This is a genomic window from Streptomyces sp. NPDC001393 (assembly GCF_053597455.1).
Genome location: NZ_JBSFIH010000029.1, coordinates 18,153 through 37,409, shown reverse-complemented (window position 1 = coordinate 37,409; position 19,257 = coordinate 18,153). Strand labels below are relative to the sequence as shown.

20 protein-coding genes are annotated in these 19,257 nt (G+C 71.9%); 4 read left to right on the top strand and 16 right to left on the bottom strand.

Features of this window, described 5'->3' with window-relative positions:
• Positions 1–354 precede the first annotated feature (354 nt).
• Positions 355–1,656 carry a PP2C family protein-serine/threonine phosphatase gene (locus ACWC2T_RS27475; protein ID WP_450673031.1) on the top strand — a complete coding sequence of 434 codons (1,302 nt, stop codon included), beginning with the start codon at positions 355–357 and terminating at the stop codon, positions 1,654–1,656.
• Positions 1,657–1,787: 131 nt separating this feature from the next.
• On the opposite strand, the gene ACWC2T_RS27470 is transcribed toward ACWC2T_RS27475, so the two are convergent.
• From ACWC2T_RS27470 to ACWC2T_RS27460, 3 genes are all read right to left on the bottom strand, one after another.
• A complete protein-coding gene (locus ACWC2T_RS27470) occupies positions 1,788–2,126 on the bottom strand; it encodes a DUF2516 family protein (RefSeq protein WP_450673030.1) in 339 nt (112 codons plus the stop codon).
• A gap of 120 nt (positions 2,127–2,246) precedes the next feature.
• Positions 2,247–2,834 carry a hypothetical protein gene (locus ACWC2T_RS27465; protein ID WP_450673029.1) on the bottom strand — a complete coding sequence of 196 codons (588 nt, stop codon included), beginning with the start codon at positions 2,832–2,834 and terminating at the stop codon, positions 2,247–2,249.
• A gap of 76 nt (positions 2,835–2,910) precedes the next feature.
• Entirely contained in the window at positions 2,911–3,387 is a 477-nt protein-coding gene (locus ACWC2T_RS27460) for a helix-turn-helix domain-containing protein (RefSeq protein WP_450673028.1), read from the bottom strand.
• A 193-nt stretch (positions 3,388–3,580) separates the two neighbouring features.
• Here ACWC2T_RS27460 and ACWC2T_RS27455 point away from each other — a divergent pair, with 193 nt between their 5' ends.
• Positions 3,581–5,950 carry an ATP-binding cassette domain-containing protein gene (locus tag ACWC2T_RS27455; protein ID WP_450673027.1) on the top strand — a complete coding sequence of 790 codons (2,370 nt, stop codon included), beginning with the start codon at positions 3,581–3,583 and terminating at the stop codon, positions 5,948–5,950.
• A 105-nt stretch (positions 5,951–6,055) separates the two neighbouring features.
• On the opposite strand, the gene ACWC2T_RS27450 is transcribed toward ACWC2T_RS27455, so the two are convergent.
• The 8 genes from ACWC2T_RS27450 to ACWC2T_RS27415 form a co-directional block, all read right to left on the bottom strand.
• Positions 6,056–6,595 carry a DUF6817 domain-containing protein gene (locus tag ACWC2T_RS27450; protein WP_450673026.1) on the bottom strand — a complete coding sequence of 180 codons (540 nt, stop codon included), beginning with the start codon at positions 6,593–6,595 and terminating at the stop codon, positions 6,056–6,058.
• A gap of 162 nt (positions 6,596–6,757) precedes the next feature.
• Complete coding sequence (locus ACWC2T_RS27445) at positions 6,758–7,234, bottom strand: HAD domain-containing protein (protein WP_450673025.1); 477 nt, start codon at positions 7,232–7,234, stop codon at positions 6,758–6,760.
• A 70-nt stretch (positions 7,235–7,304) separates the two neighbouring features.
• Positions 7,305–7,928, bottom strand: a complete 624-nt coding sequence (locus ACWC2T_RS27440) for an RraA family protein (RefSeq protein WP_450673024.1) — start codon at positions 7,926–7,928, stop codon at positions 7,305–7,307.
• 19 nt (positions 7,929–7,947) lie between these two features.
• Positions 7,948–9,978 (bottom strand): HelD family protein, encoded by a 2,031-nt coding sequence (locus tag ACWC2T_RS27435; protein WP_450673023.1) that lies wholly within the window; start codon positions 9,976–9,978, stop codon positions 7,948–7,950.
• A 76-nt stretch (positions 9,979–10,054) separates the two neighbouring features.
• Positions 10,055–10,669 carry a TetR family transcriptional regulator gene (locus ACWC2T_RS27430; RefSeq protein WP_450673022.1) on the bottom strand — a complete coding sequence of 205 codons (615 nt, stop codon included), beginning with the start codon at positions 10,667–10,669 and terminating at the stop codon, positions 10,055–10,057.
• A gap of 26 nt (positions 10,670–10,695) precedes the next feature.
• Entirely contained in the window at positions 10,696–11,796 is a 1,101-nt protein-coding gene (locus ACWC2T_RS27425; protein WP_450673021.1) for a phosphotransferase family protein, read from the bottom strand.
• Between the two features lie 191 nt (positions 11,797–11,987).
• On the bottom strand, positions 11,988–12,725 hold the full coding sequence (locus tag ACWC2T_RS27420; protein WP_450673020.1) for an HAD family hydrolase: 738 nt from the start codon (positions 12,723–12,725) through the stop codon (positions 11,988–11,990).
• Entirely contained in the window at positions 12,725–13,606 is an 882-nt protein-coding gene (locus ACWC2T_RS27415; protein ID WP_450673019.1) for a winged helix-turn-helix domain-containing protein, read from the bottom strand. The genes ACWC2T_RS27420 and ACWC2T_RS27415 overlap by 1 nt, the downstream gene beginning before the upstream one ends.
• A gap of 143 nt (positions 13,607–13,749) precedes the next feature.
• Here ACWC2T_RS27415 and ACWC2T_RS27410 point away from each other — a divergent pair, with 143 nt between their 5' ends.
• Positions 13,750–13,917, top strand: coding sequence for a hypothetical protein (locus ACWC2T_RS27410; RefSeq protein ID WP_450673018.1), 168 nt, complete (start codon positions 13,750–13,752; stop codon positions 13,915–13,917).
• A gap of 18 nt (positions 13,918–13,935) precedes the next feature.
• Here the strand turns inward: ACWC2T_RS27410 and ACWC2T_RS27405 are convergent, their stop codons facing one another.
• From ACWC2T_RS27405 to ACWC2T_RS27395, 3 genes are all read right to left on the bottom strand, one after another.
• Positions 13,936–14,850, bottom strand: coding sequence for a winged helix-turn-helix domain-containing protein (locus ACWC2T_RS27405; protein ID WP_450673017.1), 915 nt, complete (start codon positions 14,848–14,850; stop codon positions 13,936–13,938).
• A 303-nt stretch (positions 14,851–15,153) separates the two neighbouring features.
• Positions 15,154–16,389 carry a GNAT family N-acetyltransferase gene (locus ACWC2T_RS27400; protein WP_450673016.1) on the bottom strand — a complete coding sequence of 412 codons (1,236 nt, stop codon included), beginning with the start codon at positions 16,387–16,389 and terminating at the stop codon, positions 15,154–15,156.
• Positions 16,390–16,456: 67 nt separating this feature from the next.
• Entirely contained in the window at positions 16,457–17,077 is a 621-nt protein-coding gene (locus tag ACWC2T_RS27395) for an RsiG family protein (RefSeq protein WP_450673015.1), read from the bottom strand.
• 170 nt (positions 17,078–17,247) lie between these two features.
• Here ACWC2T_RS27395 and dtd point away from each other — a divergent pair, with 170 nt between their 5' ends.
• Positions 17,248–17,673: a D-aminoacyl-tRNA deacylase gene (gene dtd / locus ACWC2T_RS27390; protein ID WP_450673014.1), complete on the top strand. Its 426-nt coding sequence runs from the start codon at positions 17,248–17,250 to the stop codon at positions 17,671–17,673.
• Positions 17,674–17,834: 161 nt separating this feature from the next.
• On the opposite strand, the gene ygfZ is transcribed toward dtd, so the two are convergent.
• Both ygfZ and ACWC2T_RS27380 read right to left on the bottom strand, forming a co-directional pair.
• Positions 17,835–18,800 (bottom strand): CAF17-like 4Fe-4S cluster assembly/insertion protein YgfZ, encoded by a 966-nt coding sequence (ygfZ, locus tag ACWC2T_RS27385; RefSeq protein ID WP_450673013.1) that lies wholly within the window; start codon positions 18,798–18,800, stop codon positions 17,835–17,837.
• Positions 18,801–18,809: 9 nt separating this feature from the next.
• Positions 18,810–19,247 carry a Fur family transcriptional regulator gene (locus ACWC2T_RS27380; RefSeq protein WP_450673012.1) on the bottom strand — a complete coding sequence of 146 codons (438 nt, stop codon included), beginning with the start codon at positions 19,245–19,247 and terminating at the stop codon, positions 18,810–18,812.
• Positions 19,248–19,257: the final 10 nt, after the last annotated feature.

The following is a 19,257-nucleotide window of genomic DNA, read 5'->3' as shown; positions in this document are numbered from 1 at the left end:
CGGCGGATCGAACACAGCCCCGCGCGCCTTGGGGAATCCTCGTGACGCACGCCATACACGTCCCCATACGTCCCCCGGTACGCGCCGCCTGTGTGCTCGTGACCCACGTCATGTGACCCACCGCACCGCCAACCGCCGCCCAAACCCCGGCCGGACGTGAGCTTCGTCATCCCCTGTGGCGGGGCGGCCTGTCCAACTGTCGTACGGAACGCGGCATATGACAGCGGCCTGCACGCGAGCGACGCGGCTCACACCATTCCATCGGGGCGGCAGCACCCGCTATGGTCCCCGTCGGTGGCTTCGAGACCCTCGACGCCCACCACGCCCTCGGGGGGAGGGAAGGAACCCAGGACGATGCCCGTACCCGTACCGCGGCAGCGAGCGATCCCGGCCGTGGAGAGTGGTCAGGCGCAGGCCGCTTCCGCAGCAGGCGGCCCCCTCAAGGAAGAGGCCCACCACGACGCCATGCCCACCAACGGCACCGGCGCCACTCTCACCCTGCTGCTGATCGAGGACGATCCGGCCGGTTCGCCGATCGTGCCCGACCTGCTGGACTCGGCCGGCAAGCCGATCCGTGTCCGTACCGCCCGCAACCTCACCGAGGCCGAGCGGCTGCTCACCGACGACGTCCACTGCATCCTGCTGGACCTGGCCCTCCCGGCGCCGGGCGGCCGCGACGCCGACGACGAGCTGGCCGTGCTCAAGCACGTGCTCCGGCTCGCGCCCCGGCATGCCGTGCTCGCCCTGACCGCCTCCGGCGACGCCGAGCGCGGCGCCGAGGCCGTGCGCGTGGGCGCGCAGGACTACCTCTTCCGGGACGAGCTGGACGGCCGGCTGCTCAGCCGCGCCATTCGCTACGCCGTGGAGCGGAAACGTTCCGACACGGCCGAGCGGCGCCTGGCCGAGGGCAAGCTGCGCGCGCAGGAGAACCGCCGCCTGGAGCGCGGCCTGCTGCCCACCCCGCTGCTGGAGGGCTCCTCGCTGCGCTTCGCCGCCCGCTACCGCCCCGGCCGCTCCCGTGCGCTGCTCGGCGGCGACTTCTACGACGCCGTCCGCACCCCGGACGGCACCGTGCACGCCATGATCGGCGACGTCTGCGGCCACGGCCCGGACGAGGCCGCACTCGGCGTGGAGCTGCGCATCGCCTGGCGGGCGCTGACGCTGGCCGGCCTGTGCGGGGACGAGCTGCTCGGCACCCTGCAGCAGGTGCTGGAGCACGAGCGGGCCGACGAGGAGATCTTCGCGACCCTGTGCACAGTGGACATCGCACCCGACGGCCGCAGCGCGGGCCTGTGCCTGGCCGGCCACCCGGCCCCGCTGCTCGCCCGCCCCGGCCGCCAGGCCCGGCTGCTGCCGTACGACAACAACGGCCCCGCCCTCGGCCTGCTGCCCGGCGCCCGCTGGCCGCGGATGCAGGTGGAGCTGGGTTCCGAGTGGAGCCTGATGCTCTACACCGACGGCCTCATCGAGGGCCGGGTCGGCGCGGGCGGCGAAAGGCTGGGCCAGGACGGGATGGTGTCGATGATCCGCCGCCAGCTCTCCGAGGGTCTGCGGGGGGAGGAGCTGCTGCGGGCGGCGGTCAGTGAGGTGCGGGAGCTCAATGGTGGGGAGCTGACCGACGACGTCGCCGTGGTGCTGTTGGACCGGGCGCCGTAGGGGTCTCGCCGTAGGGGGTGCTTCGCCGTCGCCGGGTGCGGGTCCGTTGTGGCTGGTCGCGCCCACGCGGCGGAGCCGCATATCGAACACAGCCCCGCGCCCCTTGGGTAGGAACGCGCACCCGGTATCGGCTAGCGGCCCCCGTTGTACGGGCCGTAAGGACCGTCGCTGCTGCTCCCGCGTCCCCGGCGGCGGAAACCCTTCCCGCCCGAGACCTGCTGCAGCGCGGGGCGTACGTCCACGAAGAAGACGATCGTCGCCACCAGGCCCGCGAGCTGCAGGAACAGCATGGGCACGAAGAGGTTCACGGCGACCGCGATGCCGAGGATGATCAGCCAGAAGCCCTTGTTCTGCTTGTCCGCGGCACGGTACGCGTCCTCGCGGAAGATCGCGGCCATCACGAACGCCACGATGGCGAGCGCCAGCATGGCGGTGAAGATCAGCCACATCACTCCGCCGACTGCCGTCATCAGCACAATGCCCACCACCCGAGTCGAGTCGTCCGTACTGCCACCGTACCCGTACAACGGGCCGGACACCCCCAAGGTGCCCGGCCCGCTGTCATCCCGTTGTGCTCCCGGCGCTGCCGCTCACTTGGCCGGCGGCGTCGCCTTCTTCGCGGTGGTGGACTTGCGGGGGGCCGGCGCCTTCTTCGCCACCGGCTTCTTCTCGGCGGACTCGGCCTGGGCCTCGGCCGGCTTCGGCTCGGCCTGGGCCTGCTCCGGCCTGCCCTCGACCGCGATCGCGAAGTCCTCGATCTCCTCGGCGGCCTCGCCCCGCCAGCTCTTCACGGCCTGCTCGCCGTGCTCGGCGACCTTCTCGTAGGTCTCGCGGGCCTTGACGGCGTACTCGGCGGCGACGCCGACGCCGCGCAGGGCGAGGTCCTGGGCCTGCTCGCCCAGCTTCTTGAAGTCGACGTCGAGGGTGCCGAGGAACTCGTTGACCTTGGTCTGGAGGGTCTCCTGCGCCTCCTTGGCCCGGGCGGCGGCCTTCTCCTGCACGGCCTTGGGGTCGGTGTTGCGCACGGCCTCGATGCGGGCCGGCGCCTCGGCGCGCAGCTGCTCGACCAGGGCGGGCACCTTCTTGGCCTGCTGGAGGGCGAGGTCGGCGGTGCCGGCGGCGAAGTAGAGCGGAGTCGGGTCGCTGAGGGTCTTGCGCAGGTCGTCGGTGATGGCCATGGTGATCTGGTCCTCCCGGATTCGCGTTCGGCTGAGGTTGGTGTGGTCCGCGGTGGGAGCCGGCGCCCTGGTCCGGTTATCCGGCCGTCCGCCGCGGGCCTGCATCGGCATCGTGTCCGCCGGCCGTGCCCGTGCCGGGCACGGCGGTGCCGTCGGTGTCCGCTCCCTGCGCGCCGTCCTCGTCGACGGCGGGCTCGCCGACCCCGAATCCGTTCTCCTTGCGGAAGGACTCGTAGATCTGGAGCAGCACCTGCTTCTGCCGCTCGTTGAGCGAGGGATCGGCGAGGATGACCGCCCTGGTCTCCACGTCGTCCCGGTCCCGCTCGGCGTCGAGGATCCCGGCGCGGACGTACAGCGTCTCGGCGGAGATGCGCAGGGCCTTGGCGACCTGCTGGAGCACCTCCGCGCTGGGCTTGCGCAGCCCGCGCTCGATCTGGCTCAGGTAGGGATTGGACACCCCGGCGGCGTCGGCGAGCTGCCGCAGCGACAGCTGTGCGTTGCGCCGCTGCTCGCGCAGGTACTCACCGAGATTGCCGACGTTCAGCGATGCCATGCCTCCACCATGCCGCATTCTCGCTAACAATTGCAAGCATCCTGCTTGCAAGAGTGTGTCGGGGGTGGGGCGGGCGGAGTCACCGTGTGAGTTCGGCGGGCCGGGGCGCCGTTGAGCCACACCGCAGACGCCAGGTCGAGGTCGTCAGGATTCGAGAAGCGGCGGGCGGTCCGCCCCCGCTACCGTGACCGCCATGGACGACGCCACCGCACCGCACGCAGCCGACAGCCACGACCTGATCCGTGTGCACGGCGCCCGGGAGAACAACCTCAAGGACGTCAGCGTGGAGCTGCCCAAGCGCCGGCTGACCGTGTTCACCGGTGTGTCCGGCTCCGGCAAGAGCTCGCTGGTGTTCGACACGATCGCCGCGGAGTCGCAGCGGCTGATCAACGAGACGTACAGCGCGTTCGTGCAGGGCTTCATGCCGACGCTCGCGCGCCCCGAGGTCGACGTCCTCGACGGGCTCACCACCGCGATCATCGTGGACCAGCAGCGGATGGGCGCCGACCCGCGCTCCACCGTGGGCACCGCCACCGATGCCAACGCCATGCTCCGCATCCTGTTCAGCCGGCTCGGCAAGCCGCACATCGGCTCGCCCAAGGCGTACTCCTTCAACGTCGCCTCGATCAGCGGTGCCGGTGCGGTCACCGTGGAGCGCGGCGGGCAGCAGGTGAAGGAGCGGCGCAGCTTCAGCATCACCGGCGGCATGTGCCCGCGCTGCGAGGGCCGGGGCACGGTCACCGACCTCGACCTCGCCCAGCTCTTCGACGACTCCCTCTCCCTCAACGAGGGCGCGCTCACCATCCCCGGCTACAAGACGGGCGGCTGGAACTACCGCCTCTACACCGAGTCCGGCCTGTACGACCCGGACAAGCCGATCCGCGACTTCACCAAGCGGGAGCTGCAGGCCTTCCTGTACCAGGAACCGACCCGGATGAAGATCGCGGGCATCAACATGACCTACGAGGGTCTGATCCCGCGGATCCAGAAGTCGATGCTCGCCAAGGACAAGGAGGGCATGCAGCCGCACATCCGGGCGTTCGTCGACCGGGCGGTCACCTTCACCGTCTGCCCCGAGTGCGAGGGCACCCGGCTCACCGCGGCGGCCCGGTCCTCGAAGATCGAGGGTGTCAGCATCGCCGACGCGTGCGCGATGCAGATCAGCGACCTGGCCGAGTGGGTACGGGGGCTGGACCAGCCGTCGGTGGCACCCCTCCTCGCCTCCCTGCGGCACACCCTCGACTCGTTCGTGGAGATCGGCCTCGGCTATCTCTCGCTCGACCGGCCGGCGGGCACGCTGTCGGGCGGCGAGGCCCAGCGCGTGAAGATGATCCGCCACCTCGGCTCTTCGCTGACCGATGTGACGTACGTCTTCGACGAGCCCACGATCGGCCTGCACCCGCACGACATCCAGCGGATGAACGAGCTGCTGCTGCGGCTGCGCGACAAGGGCAACACCGTGCTGGTCGTGGAGCACAAGCCGGAGGCCATCGCGATCGCCGACCATGTGGTCGACCTCGGTCCGGGCGCGGGTACGGCGGGCGGCACGGTCTGCTTCGAGGGCACCGTGGCGGGGCTGCGGGCCAGCGGCACCCTCACCGGCCGGCACCTCGACGACCGGGCCCGCGTCAAGGACACCGTGCGGAAGTCCACCGGATCCCTGGAGATCAGGGGCGCGACCACGCACAACCTGCAGAACGTCGACGTGGACATCCCGCTGGGCGTGCTCTGCGTCGTCACGGGTGTGGCCGGCTCCGGCAAGAGCTCGCTGGTGCACGGATCGATGCCGGCGGGGGCGGACGTCGTGTCCATCGACCAGACCCCGATCCGCGGCTCGCGGCGCAGCAACCCGGCGACGTACACCGGGCTGCTGGAGCCGATCCGCAAGGCGTTCGCCAAGGCCAACGGGGTGAAGCCGGCGCTGTTCAGCGCCAACTCCGAGGGCGCCTGCCCCACCTGCAACGGCGCCGGGGTCGTCTACACCGACCTGGCGATGATGGCCGGGGTCGCCACGACCTGCGAGGAGTGCGAGGGCAAACGCTTCCAGGCCTCGGTGCTGGAGTACACCTTCGGCGAGCGGGACATCGCGGAGGTGCTGGCGATGTCGGTGACCGAGGCGGAGGAGTTCTTCGCCGCGGGCGAGGCGCGCACTCCGGCCGCCCACAAGATCCTCGAGCGGATGTCGGACGTCGGCCTCGGCTACCTCACCCTCGGCCAGCCGCTCACCACGCTCTCCGGCGGCGAACGCCAGCGGCTGAAACTGGCCACGCACATGGCCGACAAGGGCGGAATCTACGTCCTGGACGAGCCGACGACGGGCCTCCACCTGGCCGACGTCGAACAGCTCCTCGCCCTCCTGGACCGCCTGGTCGACTCCGGCAAGTCGGTCATCGTGGTCGAACACCACCAGGCGGTCATGGCCCACGCCGACTGGATCATCGACCTCGGCCCCGGCGCCGGCCACGACGGCGGCCGCGTGGTCTTCGAGGGAACCCCGGCCGAGCTGGTCACCGCGCGCTCGACGGTGACGGGGGAGCACCTGGCGCAGTACGTGGGGGTGTGAGGGGGCGGTTCGGCCCATTGATTCGGCGCCATTGAGCTGAGGGCCGTATCCCTGGTGCGGGCGGCGCGCGACGGCACCCCGGCGGCGCGGGCAAGCGGCCCGCCCCTACCCGGTCAGCACCGTCTCGCACGCCGACCAGGCCGGCGGGCTCAGCAGGGGCCGCGTCCGGGTGAAGAGGGCGAGCAGAGCGGACCCCCACTGAGCGCGGAACGCGGGATCCAGGCGGGCCAGGTCGAGTTCGTTGGCGGCGGTCAGTTCGGCGAAGTCCCGGCGCGGGCCGGGATCGGGGACGTGGGCGCGGCCGGTGAACCGGTCCCGGAAGACCCCGTCGGCCTCGGCAAGGGCCGGATAGGCGGCCTTGCGGTCGCAGGAGCCGTACAGGTACACGAGCGCCTCGGCCTCGGGACCGATGACGGCAGCGAGTTCGGTACGGCGGTCGGGCGGCAGCAGGGCCTCGGGAAAGCCGTCGGTTCCGTAGCAGGCGTGGCACAGGCCCGCGAGGCGGAGAGCCGGGCGCGCGTCCCACTCCGCCAACTGCCGTTCGACGCGCTGGAGATGGGCGAGGAGGGTGCCGCCCGGATGGGCGAGCCCGGCGGCTCCCAGGTCGCGCAGGAACGCGACCGCGGCAGCTCGGGAATCCGGCACGGGTCTCCTCCGTCCGTCGGTTCGCGGGACATCGCCCTGCCGATCCTCCGCCGGCCGGTACGGGCGGTCAATCCTCGGTCCGCCTACACCGGACCCGAGCTCTTGCTTCACCCGCGCCCGCCCCACCCCACCCCGGTGCCCCACGGTGCCCGGGGTCCGGGATCAGCACCCCGTCACCGCCAGCCACTCCTCCAGGGCGCCGAAGTCGGCCGCCGTCAGCCCGTGCCGGTGGTCGACCCGGTGCAGCAGGGCGGGGCCGGGGTGGTGGTCGGCGGTCCAGTCTCGGTCGGGGTCGGTGATCTCGTCGTCCAGCCAGACGAAGGGCCGCCCCGCCGCCCAGGCGACCAGTGACCGGGTCTTCCAGTGGACCGGACCCGGTGGTTCGTCCTCGTCCGGCCAGGCCACGACCGGCAGCGCGGGCAGGCCCAGCCAGGGTGCGAGGACGGCGTTGGCCTCGTCCGTCCAGGTCGTGGCCCAGACCAGTGCGCAGCCCAGCGCGGCCAGCCGGTGGCCCAGCGCTGGATCGACCCGGTGCAGCAGCGGGTGTCCTGCGCCGGCCGTCGAGGGGCCGTCGTAACGCGGGTAGGGGCCCCCGCCGAAGGGGATCAGCGGGCCGTCGACATCGAGGAAGAGCAGCATCACCGTCCAGGATCACCCCTGGAAGCCCAGCGCGGCGAGGAACAACCCCCCAAGCCCCGCGCAGCGGGTGTCAACCCTGGAAGCCCTGTGCCGTGAGGATCTCGTCGATCCGCGCCCGATGGGCCTTCTCCCAGTCGTCCAGGGTCTCGTCCGCCTCCTTGGCGAGCTTGGCGCAGGCGGCCCGCAGGGTGTCCTCCGCGCGGGAGGCCGGCACGACCACCACGCCCTCCTCGTCGGCCACGACCACGTCCCCGGACTCGACCCGTACGCCCCCGCAGCGCACGGGCCCGTTCAGCGGCCGTACGGCCTTCTTGGCGCCGGGGACGGGAATGACTCCGCGGGCGAAGACGGGGAAGGCGAGATCCCGGACCTCGGCCAGGTCGCGGATCAGGCCGTCGGCGACGAACGCCGCCACCCCGCGGCGCCGGGCGACCGCGCACACGTTGCCCCCGGCCAGCGCGTAGTCGAGGTCGCCGGACTCGACCACGACGACCGAGCCGGGCGCGGCGCGGTGGACGGCCGCGTGCAGCATGAGGTTGTCGCCCGGCGGGCAGCTGACGGTGAACGCCGGTCCGGCCACCCGCGGGACCGGCTGCCACAGCGGCCGTATGCCGATGTCCATGACCTGCTCGCGGCCGAGGAGGTCGGCGAGGGTCGTGGTGGGGACGTCCCGGAACGCTTCTGTTTCGGTCATGGTCCGCACGCTACCGGTGTCAGAAGGGCAGTGGGCGGGCGTGGACCACGTCCAGGCGGGAGACCGCGCGGGTGAGGACCACGTACAGGCGGTGCGCGCCCCGCTCCTCCGCCTCCGCCACCGCCGCCGGTTCCACGGCCACGACATGGTCGTACTCCAGGCCCTTGGCCAGGGTCGCGGGGACGAGGGTCACGCGGGCGCCGAGCGCGTCCGGGCCGGCCGGGTCGAGGCCGGCCGCGGTGAGGGCTGCCCGTACGGCGTCCACGTCCGCGTCCGCCGCCACGACCCCCACCGAGCCCTCGTGGGCCAGCGCCTCGCGCACCGCGGTCACGGTGGTGCCCGGCACGTCGTCGGTCGGGCGCATCCGCAACTCGCCGTCCGCGCGCAGGGAGTGGGCCGGCGGTACCGGCACGTCCAGGCGGGACAGCAGGCGGTTGGCCAGGTCCACGACGGCTCCCGGCACCCGGAAACCGGTGGTCAGCGGGACCACGGCCGCATCCGGGCGGCCGAGGTGGCGCAGCTGGACGGACCAGTCGCGGGCGGCCCAGGGAGTGGTGCCCTGGGCGAGGTCGCCGAGGACGGTCAGGGAGCCGAAGGCGGCGCGGCGGGCGATGGCCCGGCACTCCATGGGCGAGAGGTCCTGCGCCTCGTCGACGACGAGGTGGCCGTAGCCCTCGGGGTGTTCGATCAGGCCCGAGAGTTCGTCCAGCAGGACCAGGTCGGCGGCCGACCAGCGGGCCGACTTGTACGAGCGCGGCGGGCGGGGCCACAGCAGTGCCGCCTGCTCGTCCTGGCCCAGCAGGCCGTCGGCCGACCCGGCCAACTCCCCTGCGTCGGAGAGAAGTTGGGCCAGCACCTCCTCGGGGCGGACCTTCGGCCAGACCAGGTCGAGGTGCTCGGTGAGCGGCCGGGCCCGCTCCATCCGGCGCACCCAGGAGGCGGGCAGCACCCCGGCGCGCCGTTCGGCCCGCTCGCGCAGCCGCCGTACCACCCGGGTGCGCACCCGTTCACGGCCGATGGCGTACGGCGGCTCCTCGGTGCGCACCGCCGCCACGATGCCGGCGAGTTCACCGGCGGGGACCCGCCACCAGCTGGAGCCGTCCTTCACGGCGAGGTCCGTCACACCCTCGGTGGTGACCCTGCCGTACAGCGCGCGGCGCAGCACCTCGGCCATGCGGGCGTCGTGCTTGAGCGCTGCCGTGTCCGCCGGGTCGGTGCCGGTGACGGGGTGCCGGGCGATCTCCTCCAGCAGGGTGGACTGGCGCACCCCGATCTCGCCGAGCGACGGCAGTACCTCGGCGATGTACTGCAGGAACGTGCGGTTGGGGCCGAGGATCAGCAGTCCGGCGCGCTGGAGCCGCTGGGGGTGGCTGTACAGCAGGTACGCGGCGCGGTGCAGGCCCACCGCCGTCTTGCCGGTGCCGGGCGCGCCCTGGACGCACACCGAGTCGGTGAGGGCGGCCCGGACGAGGTCGTCCTGTTCGGGCTGGATGGTGGCGGCGATGTCCCGCATGGGTCCGACGCGGGGCCGCTCGATCTCGCGGGCGACGATGTCGCTGGTCCGGGACTCGCCCCGGCCGAGGTGCTCGTCCTCCAGCCCGGTGAGGCCGCTGGACTCGCCCCGGCTGCCCGGCGCCCAGCCGAACCGGCGCCGCACCTCAACGCCCCGCGGTTCGCGGGCGCTCGCCTGGTAGAAGGCGCGGGAGACGGGGGCCCGCCAGTCGACGACGAGGGGCGGGGCGGCCGGGTTCTCGGTGATGCGCAGGCGCCCGAGGTGGTAGTGCTGCCCGCCGTGCTCGGGGTCGCCGTCGGCGAAGTCCAGGCGGCCGAAGAACAGCGGGCCGGGCGGCAGTTCCCGCAGCGCCTTGGCCTGGCTGCGCAATTGGTAGCCGAGGACCTCGGCGTCGGCTCCGGAGGCGGAGACGTCCTCGCCGATGACGACCTGTTCGGCGGCGCCCTCGACCATGGCGTCGAGGGCGGCACGGCAGGTGTCGTGGTAGGCGCGCTCGGTGTGCAGGGTGTCGGTGAGGGCGGGGTCGAGTGACGTCATGGCGCCAGCGTACGACAAAAACGCAACCGAGTTACATTTTTAACCGTGTCTCACGGCCGCGTCTCACTGCCGCGTCTCAGTGCACCCGCCGCAGCTCCGGCAGCCCTTCCCCCAGCCGCCGGAAGGCCCGTTCGGCCGCCCGTACGGCGTCCTCCTCCACCTCCTCGATGCGCTCCCCCGCCGCGACCCGCCGCCAGTTCTCCTGCGCGAGGATGCGCTGCACCGCGACGATCTGCCCGGCGGCCAGCCGTGCGTCCAGCCCCCCGCCGAGTGCCTCGGCGAGCGCCGCCTCCGAGCGCTCCAGATGGGAGTGCGCCCGCGCCACCAGGGCCGGGGTGCCGTAGAGCAGGGTGTGGAAGGCGAGCACCTGGGGATGGTCGTTCAGTCCGGTGACGGGATCGCGCCGCTCAAGACCGGCGAGGAAGTGCCGGCGCAGCGCGTCCACCGGGTCGGCCGACCCGGCCACCACCCGCGCGGCCTCCGTCTCGTGGTCCGCGATCCGGTGCAGGACCAGGTCCTCCTTCGCGGGGAAGTACCGGAACAGCGTCGGCTTGGAGATCCCGGCCGCCGCCGCGACCTCGGCCACGGACACCGCGTCGAAGCCCCGCTCCAGGAACAGCCGCACGGCGATGTCCGACACGTCCTGGTACATCCGCTGCTTCTTGCGCTCACGCAGGCCCATCTCACCCATGGGGCGAGCGTACGCACCATTTCCGGTCAGAGAACGGCTTCCGGGCGGCTGCCGTGCTCGCGGCACCAGCGCATCAGCGCCGCCGCGATCCGGTGCGGACCCGGTACCGGGTCGAGGCCCAGCGGTACTGCGGCCTGGGCGAGGACCCGGCGCAGCTTCAGCGCCGCGGACGCGAGCTGCCGCCAGCCGAGGTCCGGTGCGGCGCCCAGCATCAGGGCGCAGCGGATGACATCGGTGATGACGGACTGGGCCCGCTTGTAGCCGAGCAGCAGCGGCAGATCGTCGTGCCAGCCCCTCCCGCTGCCGGGGCGCACCTCCTCCACGGTGGCGTGCCACAGCTCGGCCACCCTGCGCGCCTGTCCCGCCGGGTAGCGCATCAGATGGAGGTGGGTCGCCAGCTCGTAGAGCGGATCACCGACCATGGCGAGTTCCCAGTCGATGGTCCACAGGCGTTGTTCGGCGTCCACGATGAAGTTCTCGCGGTGCAGGTCGGCGTGGAGCAGGCGGAACGGCCGCCGGGTGAGGCCGGAGACGTGCTTGCGGAGGTGGGCGAAGGCGTCGTCGGCCACGCCCAGCTCGCCGAACAGCCCCTCGAACCGGTCGAGGTTGTGCCGGTAGACCCGGTGCTCGGTGAAATGGACCAGCCGCTCCAGAAAGCCCTCGCTGTCGCCGTCGTCCGGGCGGTCCTCCGGATCGCATCGACGCGCCGCCCGAAGGCTCCTGGGCTCCACGGCGGCCAGCTGCCGGAAGAGCTCGACGATCTGACCGTGGTAGACGTCCGGGACGGGCGTGCCGGAGGTGTGCAGGGAGCCGAGCGTGCGGCCCTCGATGAAGCGCATCAGGGAGATGCCGCCGACCTCGGCGATCTCGGGAATGCCGCGGATCCGCCCCTGGAGATCCTGCAGCAACTGCTCCTCCGAGACGAAGCAGCGCCGGTCGAACCACAGCAGATCGGGCCGCGGCTCCCGGCACTTCCACCGCCCCGGCTGCACCCGGCCCGCCTCGCCGAGCAGCGGGAACACATACGTCTCGTGGTGGTACCCGTGGAGCGGGCCCTCGACCAGACTCTCGTCGCCGCTCACCTCGACCGCGTGCAGTCGAGCAACCGAAGCTGATTGGAGGGACATCGCCCGTTTCTCTCGCCTTGCCACCGCTGAAGGTGCGGAAGTGGCAGCACGCTACTCCTTCCGCGGGCGTGCATCGTGTCAGACGCCGTCGACTCATCGAACCCGGTCGCGCTGGACGGCGACCGGACGCACACTTGTGCCCCGCACGACCTCCCGCGCCCGCGCTCCGCAATGACCTGTACTCCGGACGGTCACCAGCCCCGCAGCGTCCGCAGCAACGGCTCAAGGGACGCGACCACGCACCCGGCCCCGGCCTCCCGCAGGAGCTTGCCCTTGCGTTCGTTGCGCGCGTAGCCGAGGAACGGCACGCCGGCGTCGTGCGCGGCGGCGAGGTCGGAGGGCGAGTCGCCGATCATCAGGGCCGCCGAGGGGGCGGAGCCCATCGCGGCCAGGGCCCGGTTGAGGCAGTGCGGGTCGGGCTTGAGGAGGTGCAGCTCGGTGGTGCGGCCGTAGATGTGAGGGGCGAAGCAGGCGGTGAGGCCGCGGTCGTCCAGGTAGGTGCGGACCACCTTCGGGGAGTTGTTGGTGGTGATGGCCAGCCGGGCGCCCACCGCGGTCCAGGTGCGTATCAGGGGGTCGGCGTAGGCGGTGGGCAGCGCGGAGCCGGCGGCGCGCAGCTCCTCCTGGGTGAGACGTTCCTCCAGCTCGGTCACGAGGTCGCTGCCGGGGTGCCGGAGGTCCACGGCACGCAGCACCTCGTGCGGGTCGAGCGAGTCGCGCTCGGAGTCGCTGAGCAGATTGCGCAGCCCGCGCCCCGCCAGCCAGTCCACCAGCTCGGTCGCCACCCGTTCGGCCGTGTGCCGCGCGAACAGACGGCAGATCGGTCCGTCGAAGTCCCACAGGACAACCCGGGCACTCCCGATCAGAATCCGGAGCTTCTCGGTCTCGTTCGCGGTCTGATCGGTCTTCGTCGTCGCATCAGAAGTCACTAGGAGAGTGTCAGGTCCGTGGTGATGGTTTCCCAGAGGGCGTCGAACCACTTCTGCGATTGCTCCACGAACGCCGCGTCCCGCTGTCCGGCCCGCTGCTCGAAGGAGAACAGCAGGGACTCCGAGCCGAGGGTGTCGTACATCTCCAGGGTGCCGCTGTCGGTGGGCTCCTCGCGTCGCGTGATCACGTAGTGCGCGAACAGCGCCTCCACCCCGTTGAGCAGGTACAGCTTGACCGAAGGGGTGAACGGCAGCGCCCGGAAGGTGACATGGACGTCGATGTCGTGGGTGCCGCGCAGCGCCTGGAGGTTGTACTGCAGCACCTGGCCCTGGGCGTTGCGCATGGCCAGCCAGCGCTGGTGGACCGCGTCGTCCTCCTCGCTTCCGGCGTCGACCGAGACCGGGAAGGCGAGGTTGATGTCGCGGGACGGCAGCAGGATGCGGGCGTCGATCCGCTCGGGGTGCAGCCGGCCCTCGTGGATCAGGCGCAGCGGCTCGCCGAGCGCGGGGATCAGGCTCTGCGCGGTCAGGCAGACGGCATCGATGCGCACGTGCGGCGCGGAGAACGCCTCGGTCAGCCGGGGCGCGAGCGCCACCATGGTCGGCTGCGGCTCCCCCCGCGCGGTCCGCGGCTCGGCGACCCGCGGCGGGCTGCCCTTGCTGACGTCGGCGAGCAGCCCGTCCTCCTGGAGCACCCGCAGCGCCTGGCGTACGGCACCCCGCTCGACGCCGAACTCGCCGGCCAGCTCCGCCTGCGTGGGCAGCCGCTCGCCCGGCTGCAGCTCGCCGGTGCGGATCCGCTCGCGCAGGGTGTCGGCGATCTCCTGGGGCGTGAGCCTTCTGCTGCCGTTCACTGCCACATGCTCCTGAGTCACGACCAAACGCTATAACTCTGATCCATCTTTGGGGAGTTGCCGAGAAGTTGTTTATGAACTCCAACCAAGCGGGGACAACTTAGTTGGAGTTGGTTGCCAACTTCTTGGAACTTTTCCAAGTTGGCCAATCTTCTGAAGGGGGAACCGCCGTGCCCGCCCTCGCTCTCCTCGTCGAACAGCTCGTCCAGTGGAAGTACGGCCTCGCCGGCGCCGTAGGCCTGCTCCTGGTCTCCGTCGGCATCGAGACCAGGAGCCACAAGGCGCTCTCGGCCGGCGCCGTCCTGCTCGCCGTGCTCCTCGCGGGCCCGGCGCTGTGACTCCCCGGGGGTCCGGCGTCAGGTGCTGAGCAGGAGCTCCGAACTGATCGTCTCCCACAGCGCGTCGAACCACCGCCGCGACTGGTCCACGAACGCGGCGTCCCGCCGCCCGGCACGCCGCTCGAAGGCGAACAGCATCGAGCGCGTGCCGTCGGCGTCGTACATCTCCAGGTGCTCGTGGTCGATCTCCCGCTCGCGGCGCTTGAGCGTGTAGTACGCGAACAGCGCCTCGGAGCCGCCCAGCAGATACAGCTTGACCGGCGGGGTGAACGGCAGGGCGCGGAAGGAGACCCGGACGTCGACGCCGTGCGTGGTGCACAGGGCCAGCAGGTTCTGCCGCAGCACCATGCCCTGGGCGTTGCGCTGGGCCAGCCAGCGCCGGTGCAGCAGATCGCGGTCGCCCATGTCCACCGGCGCCGGGAAGGCGAGGTCGATGTCCCGGCTGGGCAGCAGCACCCGGACGTCGATCTTGGCCGGTTTCAGCCGTCCCGCGTGGATCTGCCGCAGCGGCTCGCCGACGGCCAGCGTGAGCGAGACCGCGGTCAGGCAGAGCGCGTCGATCCGCACGTGGGGGGCGGCGAAGGCCTCCGCTATCCGGGGCGCCAGGCCGACCATGGTGGGCTGCGGCGGCGCCGCCGGTCCGGCCGGCGGCAGGGCCGGTCCCGGCACCGGGGCCACGGTGGCCGGGCTGCCCTTGGACACGTTGGTGAGCAGGTGCTCCGACTGCAGGATGCGCAGGGCCTGGCGCACGGCCCCGCGTTCGACACCGAACTCGACGGCCAGCTCCGCCTGCGTGGGCATGCGCTGACCCGGCTGCAGCAGGCCGGTCCTGATCCGGCTGCGCAGGGCGTCGGCGATGTCGCGGTGGGACGTGTGGGGCCGCTGTGACCTCGTCCGTCCACTGGCGGAGGCGTGCTCCGGGTCCACGGACAAACACTACAACTTCCCGCCAAGTTGCGGCAGTTCGCCGACGGCTGGTTATGAGTCGCTTCCCAACGGACATAAGTACGGTGAAGTTGGCTGCCAACTTGCACGACATGGTCAAGCTTCCCAGTGGTTGGCCGACCGGGCTCCCTTCCGGAGGGGAGCCGGGAGCCCGGACAGGGGACGGCCACCGAAGCGCACAGTCACAACTGAACACGACATCGCACAGCCACAACCGAACACCGTCTGCACAGCCACAACTGAACAGCTCGCTACGGATGCACCGTCAGTGTCGCCAGGAGAGAGGAGCCTTCAGAACATGTCCGGGCACCAGGGGCGCCCGGTCGAGCGAAGCAGGGCGTCGGCCTTCCGGGCGGCGCCCTCCCGTTCTTCCTGCACCCGCCCGAGCGCCGCGAGCCGCAGCAGCGACTCACCACCGAGCCACACCGAGGCCAACTCGCCGATGCCCAGCGTCAGATCGGCACCCTCGGCGGTGACCGCGCAGGAAGCCCCCTGAGGCGAGGCCTCCAGCCGGAACCGCCCGCCTGCGAACCCCGCGCCGTCCACGACCTCCAGCACCACCGAGCCCGCCCCCTCGTACGTCCGCGCCTCAAGGGCCCGTACGACGTCGAGGATCCGCACCCACAGCCAGTCCGCGTGCCCGGTGATCCGGGCGGCGCGCGGATCGGGGAGGTAGTGGGGCAGCAGGTCGTCGGGGCCGCGGTAGCCGCTCTTGACCTTGGTGATCCAGTCGATCGAACACAGGTAGTGCCACAGGGCGCGCTCCGCCGCCACGGTGGTGGCGGTGAGCCTGAGCACGGAGGCGGTCTGATCCGGCTGCTTGCCGTTCCAGGTCTCGTCGGACTTGTACGCCACCAGGCCCTGGACCTCGCCGTCGGCTGCGCGGTGGACGGCGTAGAACGGCTCGGTCCAGTCGCTGTGGATCCGGGCGGCCCCGGTGTTGAACTGCCACCACAGCTCGTTCCGGCTGACCGCGCCGGGCTGGGTGCGCCGGAACCGCTCGTAGAACTCCGGGCCCAGCTTGCGGACCTCCGCCCCGTCCACGAGCTCGATACGGCCTCCGTCGTCCGGCCCCGACCAGCGCGGATCCAGGCCGGCCCGGGGCACCTCGACGGTCCACTGGGTCGACCAGGTGGCCGGGCCGAAGCCGTAGCGGCCGTAGATGGGGTACTCGGCGGCGATCAGCGTGGCGACCACGTCACCGCGCTCCTTCGCCGCCGCGAGGTCCCGGTTCATCATCTGCGTGAGCAGGCCGCGGCGGCGGTGGGTGGGGCTGACGGTGACGTTGCTGATCGCGTCCGCCGGGACCAGGCCGCCGCCCACCGCGGTGACTTCCTGCGCGAAGGAACGGAAGGTGGCGACGCACCGGCCGCCGTCGAAGGCCCCGAGCAGCCGGCCCGGCACGAACTGCAGGCGGCGGGCGTCGAGTTCCTCGGGTGTCAGGACGGGTGGCTGCAGAAAGCCGGTGGCCAGCGCGCGCTGCCAGTCCTCGAAATCGGCCTCGGTGACGATCCGGACGTCGCTCATGGGCCCACGGTAGGCGGGCGCCCCGCCGGGTGTCCTCCCGTTTTCCCCCGTCCCGTGTCCGCCCTCGTCAGATCAGCAGGTCGTCCACCTGTGCCTCACCCACCCGGTACCGGCGGGCGATCTCCGCGCTGCAGTCGTCGGTCGTGCGCTGCAGCCGCTGACGGCGCCCGGAGACCTCCTGCTCGTACCGCACCAGGCGCCCCATGGCCGTGGTCAGTTCGAGATCCGTGCGGGCCTCAAGGTCCGACAGCTCGACCTCGGCGAGCATCTCGGCGGCCAGTTGCCGGTACTCCTCGTTGTGCGGGGTGCCGAGGGTGACGTGGCGGGCCGAGGAGCGGTGCCGGGCCGGGGCGTCCTTGAGGATCTCCGGGAGCCGGTCGACCACGGAACCGTCCGCCGGCGCCGGCAGGGACGCGCGGCCGCGCCGGCACAGCTCCGCGCGCAGGATGTCGATCCGCCCCTGCAGCAGCCGCCGGACATAGCTGAGGTCCGCCTCGTCGCGCTGGGCGTCGCGGCGCAGCGTGCGCAGCTCGGGCAGGCTCAGTCGGGCCAGCTCGGGCTCGGGCGGCTCGGCGGGCAGCGCGGGGCCCGCCGGGGCCACCGGGCCCGCTGGAGCGTCGGCGCGCTGGGCGGGCGGCCGGTACGTCCCCTGCGTGCCCAGCCCCCCGCTCGTACTCGGTGTGCTCATGTGCGTGTGACCGTCCCCTCGACCGGCGTGTGGAAGCATCGTGCCACCCCAACCGGCCACTATGTGACCGAGTGCCCCCGAACAGCCCCAGATGGGGGGTAAGGGATCTATAAGGGATCTATGATTGGCTCTCTGTGCCCATGTGCCGGGCACCCGGCATGATGGTCCGCATGCGTGCGGTGGTGCAGAGAGTGGACGGCGCGAGCGTCGTCGTGGACGGCGAGACGGTCGGCGCGATCGAGGGCGAGGGGCTGTGCGTCCTGGTCGGGGTGACCCATGAGGACACCAAGGAGAAGGCGGCGCAGCTGGCCCGCAAGCTCTGGTCGATCCGCATGCTGCAGGACGAGAGGTCGTGCAGCGACATCGACGCCCCGCTGCTGGTCATCAGCCAGTTCACGCTCTACGGCGACGCCCGCAAGGGCCGCCGTCCCACCTGGAACGCCGCCGCCCCCGGCGATGTCGCCGAGCCACTGGTCGAGGAGGTCGTGGCCCAGCTGCGCGCGCTGGGCGCGACGGTGGCGACGGGACGGTTCGGCGCGAAGATGCGGGTGTCGCTGACGAACGACGGGCCGTTCACGGTGCTGCTGGAGATCTAGGCGCGGGCCGGGTGTCGCTAGGGGGACAGGCGCTGCTCGCTGTGAGGTGCCTCCCCCACGCTCGGCTTCGCTCGCGCGGGGGGACCCCCATCGCCCACCCGTGCCGCCCCTGGCGGCACGACTGCCCGCAGCGGCGGCGGCGCTACGAAGCCGAACGGGTACTACGGCTCGACCACGACCTCCTGCGCGGCGGCCGTCTCTCCGGCCAGGAGCCTCGCGTCGACCGGGACGTTCCGCTTGACCAGGGCCAACGCCACCGGGCCCAGTTCATGGTGGCGTACGGACGTCGTCACGAATCCGATCCTGCGGCCCTCCGGGCCCTCGTCCGCGAGGCGGATCTCGGTGCCCGGCACCGGCAGGTGCACCTCGCTGCCGTCGAGGTGGAGGAAGACCAGGCGGCGCGGCGGCTTGCCCAGGTTCTGGACGCGGGCGACCGTCTCCTGGCCCCGGTAGCAGCCCTTCTGCAGGTGCACCGCCGTGCCGATCCAGCCCAGCTCGTGCGGGATCGTCCGGTGGTCGGTCTCGAAGCCGAGCCGGGGCCGGTGCTGCTCGACGCGCAGCGCCTCGTGGGCGAGGAGGCCGGCGGCCGGGCCGTGCGTGGCCGCGAAGGACTCCAGGTCCTCGCGGGGTAGGAAGAGGTCGCGGCCGTACGGCGTCTCGCGTACGACAACGCCCTGGGGCACCTCGGCGATGGACCCGGCGGGCAGGTGGACGACCGCGAAATCGGCCGTGCGGTCGGCGACGTCCACCCGGTAGAAGAACTTCATCGACTCCAGGTACGCGATCAGCGCGTCCTGGGTACCGGGCTCCACGTGCGCCCACACGGTGCTGCCGTCGTCCACCAGGTACAGCGCGTGCTCGATGTGCCCGTGCGCGGAGAGGATCAGCGCCTCGGTGGCCTCACCGGGCGGCAGCTCGCTGACGTGCTGGGTGAGCAGCAGGTGCAGCCAGCTCAGCCGGTCCTCGCCGCTCACGGTGACGACGCCCCGGTGGGACAGGTCGACGAAACCGGTGCCGTCGGCGAGGGCGCGCTGCTCGCGGAACAGGTCGCCGTAGTGGGCGGCGACACCTTCGTCCACACCCTCGGCGGGGACGGCGCCGGGCAGGGACAGCAGGGGGCTCTTCATACCGCCAGCCTACGACGTGGCAGTTGAGCTCTTCAGGGAGCAGTCCCTGCACCGACCGAAGATCGCGAAGTGCTTCATGTCGGTGTCGAACCCGAACTGCTGCCGCAGCTTGGCGGTGAACTCCGCGGCCACGTCCACGTCGGCCTCGATGACGTTCTCGCAGTCGCGGCAGACCAGGTGCAGGTGGTGGTGGCGGTCGGCGAGGTGGTACGTCGGCGCACCGTGCCCGAGGTGGGCGTGGCTGACCAGGCCCAGCTCCTCCAGCAGCTCCAGCGTGCGGTAGACCGTGGAAATGTTGACCCCCGACGCCGTCTTCTTCACTTCCGTGAGGATGGCGTCGGGGGTCGCGTGCTCAAGGGTGTCCACGGCTTCGAGGACAAGCTGCCGCTGCGGCGTCAGCCGGTAGCCGCGCTGCCTGAGGTCGCTCTTCCAGTCGGTGCTCACCACACCGACGAGT

Bases quoted from the DNA above. Each gene is read 5' to 3' on its own strand.
- ygfZ (WP_450673013.1), bottom strand. From the start codon at position 18,800: ATGAAGAGCCCCCTGCTGTCCCTGCCCGGCGCCGTCCCCGCCGAGGGT.
- ACWC2T_RS27395 (WP_450673015.1), bottom strand. From the start codon at position 17,077: ATGAGCACACCGAGTACGAGCGGGGGGCTGGGCACGCAGGGGACGTAC.
- ACWC2T_RS27400 (WP_450673016.1), bottom strand. From the start codon at position 16,389: ATGAGCGACGTCCGGATCGTCACCGAGGCCGATTTCGAGGACTGGCAG.
- ACWC2T_RS27470 (WP_450673030.1), bottom strand. From the start codon at position 2,126: ATGACGGCAGTCGGCGGAGTGATGTGGCTGATCTTCACCGCCATGCTG.
- dtd (WP_450673014.1), top strand. From the start codon at position 17,248: ATGCGTGCGGTGGTGCAGAGAGTGGACGGCGCGAGCGTCGTCGTGGAC.
- ACWC2T_RS27425 (WP_450673021.1), bottom strand. From the start codon at position 11,796: ATGTCCCTCCAATCAGCTTCGGTTGCTCGACTGCACGCGGTCGAGGTG.
- ACWC2T_RS27435 (WP_450673023.1), bottom strand. From the start codon at position 9,978: ATGACGTCACTCGACCCCGCCCTCACCGACACCCTGCACACCGAGCGC.
- ACWC2T_RS27465 (WP_450673029.1), bottom strand. From the start codon at position 2,834: ATGGCCATCACCGACGACCTGCGCAAGACCCTCAGCGACCCGACTCCG.
- ACWC2T_RS27460 (WP_450673028.1), bottom strand. From the start codon at position 3,387: ATGGCATCGCTGAACGTCGGCAATCTCGGTGAGTACCTGCGCGAGCAG.
- ACWC2T_RS27440 (WP_450673024.1), bottom strand. From the start codon at position 7,928: ATGACCGAAACAGAAGCGTTCCGGGACGTCCCCACCACGACCCTCGCC.
- ACWC2T_RS27445 (WP_450673025.1), bottom strand. From the start codon at position 7,234: ATGCTGCTCTTCCTCGATGTCGACGGCCCGCTGATCCCCTTCGGCGGG.
- ACWC2T_RS27455 (WP_450673027.1), top strand. From the start codon at position 3,581: ATGGACGACGCCACCGCACCGCACGCAGCCGACAGCCACGACCTGATC.
- ACWC2T_RS27430 (WP_450673022.1), bottom strand. From the start codon at position 10,669: ATGGGTGAGATGGGCCTGCGTGAGCGCAAGAAGCAGCGGATGTACCAG.
- ACWC2T_RS27475 (WP_450673031.1), top strand. From the start codon at position 355: ATGCCCGTACCCGTACCGCGGCAGCGAGCGATCCCGGCCGTGGAGAGT.